Raw genomic sequence first — 16,427 nt, forward strand, 5'->3', positions numbered from 1 at the left:
TTATTGAACTAAAATATCATTGAAGTATATATTGTTTAACTGGTCTTCTTTAAGCATTGTATTTATCCTTTGAATAATTTCCATTTTGATATTGTTTATATTCTTAGGACCTATATCAGCTGCCTTCTTAGTTCTTAATATAGATATAATTGCATCCCTAAGTACTGGTTTCTTTTCTTCTAATTCTTTATCTAATTTCTTATTGTTATAACCAAGAGATACCTTTGCTTTTAAATATCTCTTTCCATCTTCATCTGCAAGGTTAACCAAGAATTCATCAAGTTCAAAGGTTTTTTCTGAAACTACCTGATCTAAATAACTTGTAGCTGCCGACCCAGTCTGCTGCTGAACTTGTTGAACTGGAATTTGATGAGCCGCTGTTATCTTTTCCTCTTTTTCTGACTTATCCTTTAAAAACATATTATACCCAAAAAAACTTCCAACTCCAACTACAAGCAAAACAACTACTACAATTATAATAACTTTGACTTTGCTGCCGCCTTTTTTTTCTTTTTTGTTCTCCATATTGCCGCTCTCCTTTTACTACTAGAATTAAATAACTTCACCTCTGTCATACTGTTTTCTCTATACAATATGAGATCAATTATCATAAGGTTAAAACTTTATTTTTAAAATTTAACTAAGGTCCAGTGTAGATTTTTCTTTTATACTCTATTACTCTTCTGATTATTTCTTCATTAGATTCTTTTACAAGATACTTTTTTCCATTAGTCAATGTAATTACACTTTCCGGAATTTGCTCCAGCTTTTCTATGTGATCTGCATTAAGGATATACTCTTTACTATCTAAACCTGTTAGTTTAATCATAATACCACCCTTTTTATTTCATGGACAATTATATATTTATAATGGACAATGAAGGTTGGTTTTTCTTAGCTTCAGCTAGAAAACACCTTCATTGTCTATTTTCAATTGTCCATTATTAGTTATTTAAACTATCTCTTCAAGTTAACTAAATCCTGTAGTATTTCATCTCCAGTTGTTATTATCTTACCATTTGCCTGGAAAGCTCTGCTTGCTACTATCATGTCTGTAAACTGCTCCGCTAAATCTACATTTGACATTTCAAGCATACCCTGAAGCATATCCCCGTAGCCCTTAGCATTATATCCTTCATCCTCTGGTTTGATATCTGAACTGGATCTTACAACTGCCTCACCTGAGTTTGCTGAATTTTGGTATAAATTCTTACCTAGTTTCGTAAGTCCCGCATCATTTTTAAAAGATGCCATAGCAATTTGACCTAGAACAGATACTTTTCCATTATCCAGAACTGCCTTAACCATTCCGTCCTTTTCTATTGAAAAAGATTGAATTCTTCTAACACCATCATCGGTAGTTATTGTATCTGGAATTACCAATGTTTGAAGTGGTCCTGCCTCTGGAAGAGCAGCATTAGCATCTACAAAGGTTACTGCCCCTTTAGTCACTGCTGATTCAGCATCATCTTCTGCTGGAGCTATGGCTCCAAACCCATAACCTAGAACTCTGTAACCATCTGAAGTTAATAGATTGCCATCACTATCTAAAGTGAAAGATCCATCTCTAGTGTAAAATAAGCTTAAACCTTTAGTATCATCAGGAAGTGTATTTCCCTCCTCTAGTTCTATACCTTCTTCAAAGACAGATGGTCCTTTAGCAACCATAAAATATCCTGGTCCATCAATAGCTGCATCTAGATTTCTGCTAGTAGGCTGCATATTTCCTGTAGCTGTGTTAGTATCTATTCCTGCTATTTGAACTCCCAATCCTATTTGTCTTCCATTAACACCACCATTATTAGTTCCTGGTCCTAACGCTTGTGAAATATTTTGGCTTACCATGTCTTGAAACCTTATTCTTTGAGATTTATAAGCTGTAGTACTTGAGTTTGCTATATTATTTCCGATTACATCCAATTTCTTTTGATTTGCCTTTAGTCCACTAATTCCTGAGTACATTGATGGTAACATATTTTTACCTCCAAAATTTATTTTTAAATCCCCTTATTACGCTTTACTTCGATCAGTCCGTAAAGCACAGCATCCATTCTTTTGGTCCTGCTGTTTATAACATTACTACACTATCTATATTGGTAAATATATTTCCTTTGCTGTCATTCTTATCCATAGCAGTAATTATAGTTCTGTTTCTCACTGATGCCACTAGTGCAGTATCTTTATACAGTATTAAGGATTCCTTGCAACCTTTTTCCTCTGCCCTATTTATACCGTCATTTATATTTTTCATGTCTTCTTCGTTAAAGGTTATATCCCTTTGCTTAAGTCTTTCTGCAGCATGATTGGATATAATAAAACTTTCTTTTTTATCAATCTTACTGCTTAAAACATCTTTAAAAGATGTTTCAGGTTTTTGCGGTTCATTTTTGCCTCTTTTTATATAAGGTTGAAAGTCCTCGATGAGATGGAGCTTTCCATTGATAACTCTATATCCCATATTATCACTTCTTTCTAAGGCTAGCTTTCCTTAATTTTAATAACCTTATCAAAAGGGAATTCCTTAACTTCATTTTCTCCAGTTTGGATACTTATCTTTAGCACCCCACTAGAATCCCTTGAAATTTCCTTTACAATGCCCTTGTAATTATTGCCACTGCTATCTTTTTCATCAATCTCTACTGACTTTCCTATTAAAGCTGCTCCATTTAATAAATTCATCCCGTTGTCTGCAGGCGAATTATAGAACTCTTCTATGCTAACAACATCATCCATACTGAATTGTCTTATGTCCTCTAGAAGGTTTCCATCGCTATCTTTGCCATACCCAACTAATACACTAAGCTTCACATCATCTCCGCTTTTAATTACGTTTCTTACCTGACCTGCATATAAGTTACCATATTCATCATACTTTCTAAGCACTACTCCCTTTCCTATTAGGGAATTTGCCCCTGAAAGCTTCATGCTGCCATTCAAATTAGCCATCTGTTCAAGTCCTGCAAACTGTGCCATCTGAGCTACATATTCAGTACCATCCTTAGCATTTGTAGGGTCTTGATTTGAAAGTTCTGCAGAAAGTATTTTTAAAAAGGCATTTTTGTCCATATCCTGTCCTGGCTTTACTATTCTAGTTCCTCTTGAGGTCTTAGTTGAATTAAGTTCATTAATTAAGTCAGTCATTGATTTGTTATTTGAATCATTACTAACAGTCCCTGCCAATTATCTCATCTCCTTTGTTAAGCTAGCATATCTACATTACTATCAACTTCACTTAGGTTATCATTTTCACTTATATCCTCGCCTATGGCTCCTATAGCATTAGTTCTTCTTCCTTTTTGCTCATTACTGCCATTTTCATTGCTTCCATTACCATCTTTAAAGAAAGTAGTATCTTCATTATAGATATTTAGTGCAAGGTTTTGGATTTTGATATCATTATTTTGAAGCTTATTGGTTATATCCATTAAATTTGAATTCAATAGGTTGTATGCTTCTTTATTTGCGGCAGTTATTGTAGCCTTCATGACTCCTGCTTCCACGGTAAGACTTATTACCACTTCCCCTAATTCTTTAGGCATTATCTTAACGGTTAAATCTTTCATACTATTGGTCTGCATAAATTTAAGGGTTTTAATTATATCTGTATTAATAGTATTTTTATTGATGACTAATTTCTCAGCTTCTGTTCCATTAAGGTTGTCCACTTTAATGTTGTTAAACTGAGACATAAAGTTTGTAACCTTTGTTATTTTGTCACTGTTATCAGATAAAAGATTCTTCAGGAAAGTATCATCTCCTTTAGAACTGCTGTTGAATGGTGATTCCTCTGAAGCTTTATCTCCCTGTTGAATAGTATTAGTCACTTCATTTTCACTGTATAAATTAAAGTTTTTAGATATAAGCTTTAAATCTGCAGCTCCATCCTTTACATCTTTCTCATTTGCCTTCAGCTCATCTAAGCTATTCTTAAGCGCCGCTGATAGCTCTTGTTGTATTTTCATCATTAAATCATCGTTTTTGCTGCTACTTGATAAAGAAGTTAACGCTTCTTCCCCTGTTACCTTTGAAAACAATCCATCAATAACTTTGTTTTTTAATTGTAACTCATCTATACTAGCTCCATACTGATCGATGTTTGAGTTCACTACTCCTTTTATCTGTTCCTCTATTTTCCCCTTTAAACCAGTCATATCTAAGCTGTCAAGGTTAAGATTCATAAAGGATAGCAGCATACCTATAAGCTTATCTGGTTCTACCATTTTCTTCAAATCTTCTAAGGAGTTTATTTTATCAACTTCTTCTTCAGACATTCCAGATTCTCTTAACTTTTCCTTTATTTCCTTTGGTACTGGCTTTGAATCAATGTCATCAATTTTCTTGCTGTCAGCAATATTTTTGTCTTTGTAATCCAATCTTTTACTAGAAGAACTTTCCCATTGTTTAGAATTACTACTTAAATTTTTAACGTTATTTCCATAGGTCATTCTGGTAAATATTCTGTCAAAGGAGTTATCCTCCTTTTGGGTCTGAGATTTTACTCTTTCACTGCTACTTACTATACTGTTAATATTAATGCTATTATCTATTTTCACTATTTCACCTCCTTTCAAGTGTAACTATTTAAAAATATTTAAATCCAAGTTTATCACTCATTTCTTTATTAAATACTTTACTTTTCCTCATGATTTCTTATAAAAGCATATAGTGCAAATTCATCATTCATTCTCTGTTCTATTAACTCTTGTTCCTTCATAAACTCTGCTTTTTGTTTTTCCTTTAGAGATTCTACTGTTTTTCTATCAATTTGTTTTTCACTGAGTTCCTGTCTCCTAGCTTCTAAAGCTTTTTCTTTTCTTTTAAGCTCCTCTGAAGTTTCAGAAATGCTATAGTTTACAGCATTTAGGTAAATGTGTTTTATTTTTCGCTGTACAGGAGACTCTGAACCAGTAATTTCTCTATATTTATTGTAATTCTCTTTAAGAGCATTAAGCTTTTCTTCTACTTTTAATTTTTCGCTCTGAGCTTCTTTAAAGTTTCTCTTACTTTCTTCTTCTTTATCTATTCTTATATCGAGAAGCTTTTGAAGTCTAAACTGATATTGTTCCATCTTTTAACCTCCAGTTTTTCAACTACATAAATATAGCCTGCAGCTTCTGAATACTGTCATCAAACTTAGAATGCTCCTTCATGCCCTGTTTCAAATAACTTATTATCTGTTCATTGTACTCTATGGAAAGATCAATCTTCTTATTACTACCTCTTACATAAGCACCTATATTTATTAAATCTTCTGAGTTTTTATAGGTAGCCATTAAATCTCTTGCAAAGGATGCTGCACTTTTATGATTATCATCGGCTATTTCTGACATAAGTCTACTTATACTATTAAGGACATCTATTGCTGGATAATGATTTTTAGCTGCTAAAGCACGGGATAATACTATGTGACCATCTAGTATACCTCTTACAGCATCTGCAATAGGTTCATTAAAATCATCACCATCAACTAAAACAGTGTAAAAAGCTGTAATAGAACCTTTATCAGACATACCCGCTCTCTCCATCAGTCTTGGTAGCTTTGCAAAAACGGAAGGGGTATATCCTTTAGTTGCTGGTGGCTCTCCTATAGCTAGTCCAATTTCCCTTTGGGCCATAGCAAATCTAGTAACTGAGTCCATCATTAAAATTACTTTCTTACCCTTATCTCTAAAATATTCTGCAATAGCGGTAGCGGTAAAGGCTCCTTTAAGTCTTACTAATGCTGGTTTATCTGAGGTAGCACAAACGATTATAGACTTTTTCATTCCATCGATGCCTAAATCCTTTTCTAGAAAGTCTCTAACCTCTCTTCCTCTTTCTCCAATAAGAGCAATTACGTTAACATCAGCCTCAGCATATCTTGCAATCATACCTAAAGTTGTACTTTTACCAACACCACTGCCTGCAAAAATTCCTATTCTTTGCCCTTCTCCACAGGTAATAAAACCATCTATAGCCCGAATGCCTGTAGGTATAATATCTTTTATTCTCCTTCTCTTCATTGGATCTGGTGGTTCTGTATCTAAAGGATATAATACTCCTGTCAATAATTCCTCTCCATCTAAAGGATTTCCAAGACCATCAAGTACCTTGCCAAATAAATCTTCAGAACACCTTACACTCATAGGCTTTCCTTCGGGAACTACTCTGCACCCCGGAGCAATACCAATAAGTTCTCCAAGGGGCATAAGTATAACATTGTCTTCCCTAAATCCAACTACTTCACAGGTTATAGGATCATTCTTTTCATTATATATAGTACATACTTCTCCAACAAAGGATTTTATTCCTTCTACCTCCACGGTAAGTCCTATAACTTTTTTTACAATTCCCTCAGAGTAGATAAAGTTGGCTTCTTCTACTTTTTTATTTAATATATCAAAGTTTAAATTGATCATAAAACACCTCTCAATGGTTAGTTATACTACTCCACAGTATTGAATATCTCTCTGATCTTTTCTAGTGCAATATCTACACTAATAACAGCCTTACCATTATCTCTCTCTACAATTGCACTTCCCTCTTCTATAGATTCATCCGGTATTATAAATATATCTCCTCTAAAAGGAAGTTGTTCCTTCCACAGATCTATTTGTTTTTTAAATTCCTCACAATAAATGGATTTACTTTTTACTATAATAGTCTTAGTGTTTTTTATCTTTGACAAAGCATCAAACACAATGCTGTTAAGTCCGTCATTATCCTTTATTTCTCTTTTTAAAATGCTTTCTACACAATTAATTATTAGTTCCTTTATTTCCTTTTCCTTATCAGTTATATATTTTTCTTTTTCTGCTATACAGGCTCTTAGTACGTTATCCGCATTGAATTTAATACTGTCACCTTCCTGTATAGCTTTATCTATATTAGCCTGGTAGCCTTCCTGATAAGCCTTATTGAATCCGTCATTATAGCCCTTTTCACTACCTTCACTGTAGCCTCTTTCATAGGCACTTGCATAGGCTTCCTCTTCAATCTTTTCCGCCTCAGCATAAGCGGCAGAGAGTATAGCATCTCTTTGTTTTCGAGCGTCTTCCACCATAGTTCTTGCTAAGTTTTCATAACTATCTATAAAGGTTCTCGCATTAACTTCTCCAAGTTCTTTTTGCTGAACTTCTGTTTTAGTTTCAAAATCTGTAATTATAGATTTCTTACCTTCTTTTACTACGCTGGAATTTTTAATAACTCTATACGATGATTGCATCTTCTCCACCTCTTGATAGTACAATTTCTCCAGCCTCGTCCAATCTTCTTATGACACTGACAATTCTCTGCTGAGATTTCTCCACATCCATAAGTCTTACTGGACCTAAGAACTCTATATCTTCCTTTAGTGCTGCAGCAGCTCTCTTTGATTGATTTCTGAAAATGCAGTTTGCAACATCCTCTGAACAACCTTTAAGAGCAAGGGCAAGTTCCTTAGTTTCAACTTCTCTAAGCACTCTTTGAATAGAAACATCATCAAGAGTAACAATGTCTTCGAATACAAACATAGACTCTTTTACTTTTTCTGCTAACTCTGCATCTTCCTTCTCTAAGCCCTCTGTAATATTCTTCTCGGTAGTTCTGTCTACTTGGTTTAAGATATCAACAATGGTTTGAACTCCACCAATTACCTTCATGTCAGACTTAACTACTGATGATAGCTTTTCATCTAATACCTTTTCTATTTCTTTAACCACCAACGGTGAAGTATTACTCATATTAGCAATTCTGTAGGCAACTTCTGTTTGAGTATCCTCTGGAAGAGCTGATAATATTTGACCAGCTTTGTCCGTTTGAAGATAACATAGTATTAAAGCTATAGTTTGAGGATGCTCATTAGATATGATATTTAAAAGCTGATGAGCATCCGCTTTTCTAGCTATAGCAAAAGGTCTGAACTGCTGTGTAGCCTCAGTAACCTTATCTAGTATCTCCATTGCCCTTTGGTTTCCTAAAGCTTTTCCTAGAAGATTTCTAGCATAGTCTAATCCACCTTCAGTCAAATAGTCCTTAGCCTTATTCATCTCCATAAATTCTGCTAATATCTCTTGTTTTTGTTCTGGCTTTACAGCGGATATATTTGCTATCTCATAGGTTATTTTCTGTATTTCAGAATCCGGTAATTTTTTTATTATCCCTGCAGAAGCTTCCGGTCCTAGCGTTATAAACAATATGGCTGCCTTTTGCACTCCTGTTAACTTTTGATTTTCCTTACTCAAACTTTATCACCTCTCATCCTCGGCAAGCCATGATTTGATAATGTCTGCCACCTGATCTGGTTTTTCCTTGGCATATTTCTTTATTTCATTCTCAACATGAGTTCTTTCATTTTCCTCATCAAGTTCTATTGGCTTAAACTTAGACGGCCCTTTCGCTCCTTGAACTCCATCGTCACCAATAATCACATCAATACCCTGAGGAGTTATTTGCTCTTGCATTAATTCTTCTTCCTCTGCCTTCTTCTTTCTTCTCCACAATATAAGAGCTACTACTAATCCTAGAAGAACAGCAACTCCCGCTCCAATGGCTGCATAAGTTTTAACCTTTTTGGCTTGCTCAGCTGCCTTATTCATTGAATCTAAATCCTTCTTAACATCATCAGTTATTGAAGTATCAAAAGGTATGCCCTCTACACTTATAGTATCTCCTCTTTTATCATCATAACCTATAGCTGATACCGCAAGATTTCTTATAGAAACTTTAGTAGCATCATCCACATTTCCATCTAAAGCTACTGATGCTGTCATTCTCTTAACAGCTCCTGGGGCTTTTATTGTTTTCTGTTCAACCTTTGAAACATCATAATTTTTTGTAGTTTCTTCATGAGTTGAAGCACCATTATTAGTATTAGTTCCTGCAGCATTTGTCATATTATTATCTACAGGACTGCTTGATGAATTAGTACCTGGAACTGTAGAACTATCCTTAACCCCATGTTCACTGACCACAACACTCTTAGGATCGTAAGTTACAGAATCCTGTTGTACCGCATCGAAATCTAAATCTGCATTAACCTTTACTTTAACTTTATTTTTCCCATAAATTGCCTCCAGCATGCTTAAAAGCCTTTTTTCCATGTCTTTTTCATACTGCTGTTTTAATTGCTGCTGTTTTTCCGCTGGAGTAGTAGAATCAGATATATCCTTGTTTTCATTAAACAGATCCTTAGATAATAAAGTCATCTTATCATCTATAACCTGTACATTTTCTTTAGGTATATTCTTAACAGACCCTGTTACTAGCGCAACTATAGCTTTTACCTGATCACTACTTATTTTTTCACCTTGTTTTAGCTTAAGGGTTACGGAAGCACTTCCTGGCTCAGTATCTTTAACAAAAGCTGTATCTTCTGGAAGTACAAGATGCACTCTAGCATTCTCCACTTCTGGAAAACTCTTAATTGTTCTTTCTAACTCTCCCTGAAGAGCTCTTTGGTAATTTATTTTCATTTCCGTATCTGTTGATCCGAATTTGCTTTTATCCAAAATTTCAAAGCCTTGGCTCCCATTAGTCATAGGAACTTCAGCAAGCATTTGCATTCTAAGTGTATCTACCTGATCCTTAGGAACCAGTATAGAATTTCCCTCTACCTTTGCAGCTATTTTTTGGTCTTGGAGTTTCTTATAGACTGCAGCTGAGTCAGCAGGATCCATGTTAGAAAAAAGCACATCATACTTTGTTGAACCTAAAGATACGCCTAAAAATACTAAAGATGCTATAATTCCCGCAAAAATCACACCAAAAGCTATCTTTCTGGTTTTACTTAAACCCTTTAATTTCTCTATTAGCTTCTTAAAGCATTCTGATAGCTTACCCATTTAATCTAGCACTCCTCACTATAACTGCGTTCTACTTAATTCCTGATACGCTTCAATAAACTTGTTTCTAATTTGAACTGCAAGCTCCAGCGACATTTTAGCTTCTTCCGAATCCAGCATAACCTTGTGTATATCAACTTCATCACCTTTGATAAATTTCTCCGTTATGTTTTCAGCATTAATCTGCTTTTCATTAACATTAGCTAGCTTTTCTTTCAAAAAATCACCAAAGCCTGCGGAAGCTTTTTCGCCTTTAACTTCCTTTTCTTCCACTTTTTCAAACATTCTACTATCTGGAACAAATTCGTTTACTCTCATCTTCTAGTCTACCTACCTTCCTAGTTCTAAAGCTTTTAAAAACATGCTTTTTTCTGAATTTACTGCATTAATATTTGCTTCATAGGCTCTTGTGGCAACTATCATGTCAGCCATCTCATTTAATATATTTACATTAGGCATAGAAACGTACCCTTCTTCGTCTGCATCTGGATTAGATGGGTCGTAGACTCTTCTAAGTGGAGAGTTATCTTCTTCAATTCCTACTGCTTTAACCCCCATAAACTTATTCTCATATTGTCCTGTTTCTTTATTTAATTCTTTATTTAGATTTTCTTGAAAAACTGCAACCTTTCTTCTGTAAGGCTGTCCATCTGCTCCTCTTGTAGTATTGACATTTGCAATGTTCGATGCTATAGTATCCATTCGAAGCCTTTCTGCTGAAAGACCACTGGCACTTATTCTTAACGTGTTAAAGGTCTTGATCATAAACTTTCCTCCCCGTTCAAATTTTATCTACCGTTAATTACGTATCTTTCCATAGCTATTCTATTGTTAACCTGACTAATTAGTGCATTATACATCATAGTATTTGCCGCTTGATTTACCATTTCATTGTCTATATCTACATTGTTTCCATCTTCCCTCATGCTAGAAGAAGTGTCAGTTTCCATCTTTGCTTCCTCAAGGTTATTACTAATTGTAATATGCTTTTCTTCCGTAGTCTTTAAAGGGAATTTGTCCATACTTTCCTTTAAGTTTTCTTCAAAGGTCACATACTGTCTTTTATAGCCTTTAGTATTTATATTTGCAATATTATTTGCTGTAGCTTTACCTCTAAGGGAAGACGCGTCTAATCCTTTCTTTAACAAATCATAAACCGCTTGGTCTTTCGACATACTTTTTATACTCAAAGTTATTCACCTCCGTATTTTATGTATTTTTAGACATTCAGCACATCTAAATAAATCGTTAATATTCATTTTAATATAACTATAATTACAATTAAAAAATATTCCATTAACTATTTTACCATAAAAAAGTATATATTTACTACACTTTTATACATTTTCTTATCTATAATACTATTTTATGTTATACTAAATTTCTTGTTTTTTTCTAATTTTATGTAAATTTTTCTATTTTTTTACGTAGTAGCATTTTGTCCTTATTATTATACAATAGAGAGGTATATTTTGCTACTTTTTTAGGTATATTTTGCTAATTAAAATTGAATATGATTTTTATTTTAATTTAAAGAAATAAAAAACAGGCGTATCATTATAATTTAATTTTATATTCTCATATAAATAACATATCATCAATGCAAACCCCTTGTAAATAAGAAACTACTGCCACTTCACCGCATTATTATTTCGGTTTTAATAGAAGCCTTGAATTTCAATACTCCTAACCCTTTTACTAACTTTAGGGAAAATTAAGGGAGACTTTATTTAATAATGTCTATTTTTGAATAATCTCTAGTATCTGTTAAAATACTAGTAAATCTTTTCTAATTCGACAATGCACTGTATTTTTTAATGTACAAAAATTAAAAGCGATACTTACACTTTATGTAAATATCGCTTTTAACGCTTAAAAAGTTAACTACACCTAAGTATTAAAACCTTAAACTTTTAATACTACCTACTTCTTACATTTTCTAGTATTCTCAATACATCCTGAGGGAACTTATTTGTCTGAACCATCATTGCATTACCTGCTTCTGCAAGTAAGTTATTTTTTGTTAATGCTATCATTTCTTGTGCAATATCTGCATCTCTTATATTACTGTCTGCTCCTTCTAATCTGTCTGAAATCTCGCCTATATTACCAAGACTATCTTCAAAGCGATTTTCTAAAGCACCATACTTGCTTCGTATTGTAGTAACAGTATTTAAAGCAGCATCTACAATAGTCAAGGCTCTATCTATTGAATTATCTTTAGTTATACTATAATCATTTTTTAACTTTTCTAAAGTTAACTCTTCAGATGTATTTTTATCAATAGTAGAAAGGCTTTCCGGCATAAGTGATATGCGTGGTATTTTCACACTCTCATCAGCATTTGCTCCTATTGCCATGGTCAATTGAACTACATTACCGTCCTTATCCTTTTCTGGGTTCAACATTTTTACACCATTAAGCTCAGTATTATTAGCTATGTCTTTTATACCATCTACCATCTGAATTATTTCATTTTGAATAGTCTGCTTGTCCTCACTATTATTTATTCCACTTCCAGACTGAACTACAAGTTCTCTAATTCTCTGGAGCATCGAAGTTATACTATCTAATCCTCCTTCGGCAGTTTGAAGCATACTTACACCATCCTGTGCGTTTCTTCCTGCCATTTGAAGACCTCTTATCTGCATTCTCATTCTTTCGCTTTGTGCTATAACATTAGGATCATCCTTTGCAGTATTTACTTTATACCCTGATGAAATTTTTCCTAGTGCATCACTCTGTTTATCCAATACTTTAGAATAGGTTCTATATACATTTAGCGATGCTATGTTGTGACTTAACCTCATAAATCTTCACTCCATTTTATATCATATAAATTCTCTATATATTATTATCGTCTAAACCAAAGTATAATTTATAGAATTTATAATGTTTACGCTAAAGATTTGTAAATTAATTTCTTTGTTTCATACTTATTGTATTTGAAGTATCTTGTCACTTATCTGTCTACCTACATCTAATGAAGTTTTTCCTAATAACGTAGTTCCATCATTTCCGTAAAGATAAACTTGTACACTGCTTTTATTTTCTATTATATTTATAGAAGCTTCTCCTATATTAAATAGGTTATCATTGCCTTCTATTTTATATTTTTTTATATCCGGTCTTGTAGTTGCATTTATAGTTACGACTTTAAACATTGATAGCACCGGTGATATTTCAACTTTGCCTATTGCCGTATTTTCTCCGTTAACTGAAAATTTCATAACATTGTTTTTTATCATAGTTTTGCCTTTTTTAGACTTAACACCCTTTTTTACAGTTATCTGATAAAACTGCCCTTTTTTATATCCTCCAGATGGTGGAATTATCTTCATTGAAGAATTAGTTAACGGAAGAATGGTTACAGGAACAACGCTTCCTAATTGGCCATTATTTACTTCGTTAACCTGAAGTACATTTTTTATTTCGTTATAGTCTACCTCTGAATTAAAGGTTACGGTCCAAGCTTTATTTGTATTTGTAGTTGCCTTTTGTACAATTACTTTTTCATCGGTATTTGTCTGTATTGCTGCTATACTGTCTGTTGCTGCATGAACTTTAGTAAAGCTTATCGGACTTATGTTCACCGCTGCCATTATAGCTAAGACTACACTAACTTTTTTATATTTTAGCTTCAAAGTTTCTTCCTCCTTCCTATTTATTGAACATCATAACTTCCATATTTCACCGCTCTTACTACATTGCTAGTGTCTTTATAAGCTTCAACGATGTGCACTTTATTACCTTGCACAGCATTAATTTCCGCATGTCCAGATACAAGGTTATCTATTTTCACCCAGCCGCTTGATGTATCTATTACGTCTCCTAGCTTTGGTATTTCTAAAGTATTTGCTACCTTATAGTAAACCTCATATTCTAGTTCGTTGTCTAAGAATAATTGATTAATAGTAGATTTACCATCTCCATTGTCAAAAATAGTAATAGTCGTTCCTAATGGCAATGCAATTCCTTTAGTAATATCCTTAGTTACTGTATCAGTACTTTCTGCATATGGTGTCTGTCTTTTAATATATACTTTGTTATTATCAGCCACACTTTCATCAAAAGCAAGAGCTTTAGGCTCCAATTGAACAACCGCTCTGCACTTACTTTCTTCAAAAGGATTAGAGTTTGGTACAACTTCCACAGCTTTAGTACCTAATAATATTTCTTCACCATTTATCCTCCTGTAGACCTTCACCATATCTCCAGGTTTTAGTTGATCTGTTGGTTCTATTTCTACTACATCTCTCGGTGGTATTAGGTAACTTAGTTCATTCTTAGGAACGCCATAGTTAGTTAACTTAACCTTGCTTGAATCTATATTGAAGGAAGGTACTTGTCCTACTTTCTCATCAAAGGTTACCTCTGTAACTTCACTTTCTGCCAATCCCTGAGAAATTCTTGATACATAAAGTCTATAAGCATTATCAGGAAGTACATTTTTTCCTGTTAAAGTTATTACAACGCTAAGACCATTGCTAGTTACAGATGGCAGAACTACTCCTTGTCCAATAAATTCACTCTTTAATGCATCTCTATATATCTTAATAGTATCACCAACCTGTAAGTTAGCCTTTTGGGCTAAAGGAGCTCCCTTTGCATCTATATTTATATATACTTTATCTTCCATTGTACCTGCATTGTTTACAACCTTTACTGCTGCAGCTGGTATTTGTTCACTTCCAAGAGTTAACTTTAGTGAAACCTTTGCTCCATATCCCACTATAACACCAGTATAATTAATGGCATCACCTTTTCCTTGTTTCGGATTTAAGTCCCAGTTAACTAAAAGTTCACGAACACTATTATCACTCATTACTGCTGTAACCTTTTCTGGTAAGTAATTTTCTAATTTATTGATATCTGAACCCAATCCACTTTTTGTTGGAGAGACCTCTTTATCGTAAGATACAATTTTTAAATTTTGTTTTGGTTTTATTATAGCTGTAGAGCTGTATGAATACATCGGCTTTGTAGAATTACCACTATTAGGCAAAGGCTTAGGTTCATTGCCCATAAAGAGGCTAGTTCCTTTAGTATAGTATACCTCGCCATTTACTATATTAATAAAGTTAGCAGTATCATCGACATATTTTTCCCCTGTTACCCTCAAATAATCTACTAAAGGAGCTCTGTAAATTTTATTTCCATCAGATACCTCTGTATAGTATATAGTATAATTTGAGTTAGAATCCTGTTTAATGTTCATAGTACTTAGGGTAGCTCTCTTTCCAGATGTTCCACTAGTAATAATGATTTCTCCTTTAGAGCCGCCTCCCTTAGGAGTATACTTTAACTCACCTGAATCTGTTATGTAATATATTCTATCCTGTAAAAGCGTAATAAATTTAGCACTATCATCTACAAGCTTACTTCTATAAGTTCCATCTGTATGAACAGAATATATAGAGTTTCTTTCATTTTTATTTACAAAGTATATAACGTCTTTATCTACAATTAAATATTCAGCCTCGTCATTTGTTATATTTGTTCCTATGGACTTATTTGCATCTCTATTTACTTTTCTTATATTGCCAACACCTTTTCCAGAGTGGTAACTATAGTAAATATATTCCCCATAAACAGTAACATAGGAAGCTTGGTCTGTAGACACTATTCTTCTTCCTGTGCCATCTTTTCTTATTCTATATATTTTTTGACCATCAGAATAATTGCTGTAGTATATATAATCTCCAACTACATTTATAAATTTAGCATTATCCTCGGAAATTTTATAGTTTTCTACTCCATTTGTTTTGTAGATTCCGCCGCCGTCTGCAGCGTTGCTGTAGTAGTTCCAATCTCCACTCCTTGCAAATAACCCATTGTTATTTATATTTCCTAAACCATTATAATCACTTGAATAGATTGGCTGACTAACTCCACTATTTATTAACTTAAGTCTATATACCACAGTACCATCATCCTTTGTGGTATATTTATAACTATCTAAATTATCTAACGATATCTCTTCTGTTTTAGCTATAGCAACTTTATCATTAGATAAAACACCTATGCTTATATATTTATCTGTAGTCACCATATTTAATATATAATCATCGCTATTTTCTCCCATTAGAGAATTATAAGTACCTATCTTTTTTACTAAATCACTATTATTATCATTATAAACCTTAAAATACTCTGGTGTTAAAGTAAATGGTTTCATGTTTATTTTTGATTTATCTGGGATTTTAATACTAATAAATCTAGTATTACTAGCATCAAACTTAGTCATCTTTATTTCCAATTCCACCGTTGAACTTGATTGATCTACAGAGAAATCACTGCCATTTCGTGTATAGATAGTTTTATTTCCATATTTATCATAGTAAGTTAACTCACTTTGCAAGTCTGAAGGACTTACAATGTTACCAGTAAACAATGATTTAATAGTATCTTTGTTATCTTGTTTGTATGTATAGTATATATCTGTATACTGTTTAGCATTATTTAGTATATCATTTAATTGGCTAACATTTGCAGTGATATAATCTAAACTATATGCCTTATCCCCAACTATAATAGTTCCACTTGGAATAGCTGCAAATGCAGTGGTAGAAAGCATAATAGTCATGATGGCTGAAGCCACTAATATTTTTATTTTTTTCATAA

Annotated in this window: 17 protein-coding genes; all 17 read right to left on the minus strand. The window is 33.4% G+C overall.

The features are described from left to right. Positions 1-525, minus strand: coding sequence for a flagellar basal body-associated protein FliL (fliL, locus tag N4T77_RS05765; protein WP_261670805.1), 525 nt, complete (start codon positions 523-525; stop codon positions 1-3). Between the two features lie 115 nt (positions 526-640). Next, on the minus strand, positions 641-829 hold the full coding sequence (locus N4T77_RS05770; RefSeq protein WP_261670806.1) for a flagellar FlbD family protein: 189 nt from the start codon (positions 827-829) through the stop codon (positions 641-643). A 128-nt stretch (positions 830-957) separates the two neighbouring features. Next, entirely contained in the window at positions 958-1,974 is a 1,017-nt protein-coding gene (locus tag N4T77_RS05775; RefSeq protein WP_261670807.1) for a flagellar hook-basal body complex protein, read from the minus strand. Positions 1,975-2,068: 94 nt separating this feature from the next. Then, the gene (locus N4T77_RS05780) at positions 2,069-2,458 is read right to left on the minus strand and encodes a TIGR02530 family flagellar biosynthesis protein (protein WP_261670808.1); all 390 of its coding nucleotides are present in this window, start codon (positions 2,456-2,458) and stop codon (positions 2,069-2,071) included. 20 nt (positions 2,459-2,478) lie between these two features. Continuing rightward, complete coding sequence (locus N4T77_RS05785) at positions 2,479-3,180, minus strand: flagellar hook assembly protein FlgD (protein WP_261670809.1); 702 nt, start codon at positions 3,178-3,180, stop codon at positions 2,479-2,481. A 17-nt stretch (positions 3,181-3,197) separates the two neighbouring features. Further along, positions 3,198-4,553 (minus strand): flagellar hook-length control protein FliK, encoded by a 1,356-nt coding sequence (locus N4T77_RS05790; protein WP_261670810.1) that lies wholly within the window; start codon positions 4,551-4,553, stop codon positions 3,198-3,200. A gap of 77 nt (positions 4,554-4,630) precedes the next feature. Beyond that, positions 4,631-5,068: a flagellar export protein FliJ gene (gene fliJ / locus N4T77_RS05795; RefSeq protein WP_261670811.1), complete on the minus strand. Its 438-nt coding sequence runs from the start codon at positions 5,066-5,068 to the stop codon at positions 4,631-4,633. 22 nt (positions 5,069-5,090) lie between these two features. Next, positions 5,091-6,398, minus strand: a complete 1,308-nt coding sequence (fliI, locus tag N4T77_RS05800; RefSeq protein WP_261670812.1) for a flagellar protein export ATPase FliI — start codon at positions 6,396-6,398, stop codon at positions 5,091-5,093. Positions 6,399-6,424: 26 nt separating this feature from the next. Beyond that, positions 6,425-7,204 carry a flagellar assembly protein FliH gene (locus N4T77_RS05805; protein ID WP_261670813.1) on the minus strand — a complete coding sequence of 260 codons (780 nt, stop codon included), beginning with the start codon at positions 7,202-7,204 and terminating at the stop codon, positions 6,425-6,427. Next, a complete protein-coding gene (gene fliG / locus N4T77_RS05810; RefSeq protein WP_261670814.1) occupies positions 7,188-8,204 on the minus strand; it encodes a flagellar motor switch protein FliG in 1,017 nt (338 codons plus the stop codon). Before fliG ends, N4T77_RS05805 begins: the two co-directional genes overlap by 17 nt. 6 nt (positions 8,205-8,210) lie before the next feature. After that, positions 8,211-9,803 carry a flagellar basal-body MS-ring/collar protein FliF gene (gene fliF, locus N4T77_RS05815; protein WP_261670815.1) on the minus strand — a complete coding sequence of 531 codons (1,593 nt, stop codon included), beginning with the start codon at positions 9,801-9,803 and terminating at the stop codon, positions 8,211-8,213. An 18-nt stretch (positions 9,804-9,821) separates the two neighbouring features. After that, complete coding sequence (fliE, locus tag N4T77_RS05820) at positions 9,822-10,088, minus strand: flagellar hook-basal body complex protein FliE (RefSeq protein WP_261670985.1); 267 nt, start codon at positions 10,086-10,088, stop codon at positions 9,822-9,824. A gap of 45 nt (positions 10,089-10,133) precedes the next feature. Continuing rightward, positions 10,134-10,568: a flagellar basal body rod protein FlgC gene (flgC, locus tag N4T77_RS05825; protein WP_261670816.1), complete on the minus strand. Its 435-nt coding sequence runs from the start codon at positions 10,566-10,568 to the stop codon at positions 10,134-10,136. A 23-nt stretch (positions 10,569-10,591) separates the two neighbouring features. Further along, positions 10,592-10,993, minus strand: a complete 402-nt coding sequence (gene flgB / locus N4T77_RS05830; RefSeq protein ID WP_315903157.1) for a flagellar basal body rod protein FlgB — start codon at positions 10,991-10,993, stop codon at positions 10,592-10,594. 729 nt (positions 10,994-11,722) lie between these two features. Next, complete coding sequence (locus tag N4T77_RS05835) at positions 11,723-12,613, minus strand: flagellin (protein WP_261670817.1); 891 nt, start codon at positions 12,611-12,613, stop codon at positions 11,723-11,725. Positions 12,614-12,739: 126 nt separating this feature from the next. Then, complete coding sequence (locus tag N4T77_RS05840) at positions 12,740-13,447, minus strand: Ig-like domain-containing protein (protein WP_261670818.1); 708 nt, start codon at positions 13,445-13,447, stop codon at positions 12,740-12,742. A gap of 20 nt (positions 13,448-13,467) precedes the next feature. Beyond that, positions 13,468-16,425 (minus strand): DUF5050 domain-containing protein, encoded by a 2,958-nt coding sequence (locus N4T77_RS05845; RefSeq protein ID WP_261670819.1) that lies wholly within the window; start codon positions 16,423-16,425, stop codon positions 13,468-13,470. Positions 16,426-16,427 lie beyond the last annotated feature (2 nt).

Origin of the sequence: Clostridium sp. CX1 (assembly GCF_025398335.1) — a bacterium.
In the GTDB taxonomy this organism is placed as follows: Bacteria; Bacillota; Clostridia; order Clostridiales; family Clostridiaceae; genus Clostridium_AM; species Clostridium_AM tanneri.

Coding starts and splice junctions, on each gene's coding strand:
- fliL (WP_261670805.1), bottom strand. CDS start 525: ATGGAGAACAAAAAAGAAAAAAAAGGCGGCAGCAAAGTCAAAGTTATT.
- N4T77_RS05770 (WP_261670806.1), bottom strand. CDS start 829: ATGATTAAACTAACAGGTTTAGATAGTAAAGAGTATATCCTTAATGCA.
- N4T77_RS05775 (WP_261670807.1), bottom strand. CDS start 1,974: ATGTTACCATCAATGTACTCAGGAATTAGTGGACTAAAGGCAAATCAA.
- N4T77_RS05780 (WP_261670808.1), bottom strand. CDS start 2,458: ATGGGATATAGAGTTATCAATGGAAAGCTCCATCTCATCGAGGACTTT.
- fliJ (WP_261670811.1), bottom strand. CDS start 5,068: ATGGAACAATATCAGTTTAGACTTCAAAAGCTTCTCGATATAAGAATA.
- fliI (WP_261670812.1), bottom strand. CDS start 6,398: ATGATCAATTTAAACTTTGATATATTAAATAAAAAAGTAGAAGAAGCC.
- N4T77_RS05805 (WP_261670813.1), bottom strand. CDS start 7,204: ATGCAATCATCGTATAGAGTTATTAAAAATTCCAGCGTAGTAAAAGAA.
- fliF (WP_261670815.1), bottom strand. CDS start 9,803: ATGGGTAAGCTATCAGAATGCTTTAAGAAGCTAATAGAGAAATTAAAG.
- fliE (WP_261670985.1), bottom strand. CDS start 10,088: ATGTTTGAAAAAGTGGAAGAAAAGGAAGTTAAAGGCGAAAAAGCTTCC.
- flgC (WP_261670816.1), bottom strand. CDS start 10,568: ATGATCAAGACCTTTAACACGTTAAGAATAAGTGCCAGTGGTCTTTCA.
- N4T77_RS05835 (WP_261670817.1), bottom strand. CDS start 12,613: ATGAGGTTAAGTCACAACATAGCATCGCTAAATGTATATAGAACCTAT.
- N4T77_RS05845 (WP_261670819.1), bottom strand. CDS start 16,425: ATGAAAAAAATAAAAATATTAGTGGCTTCAGCCATCATGACTATTATG.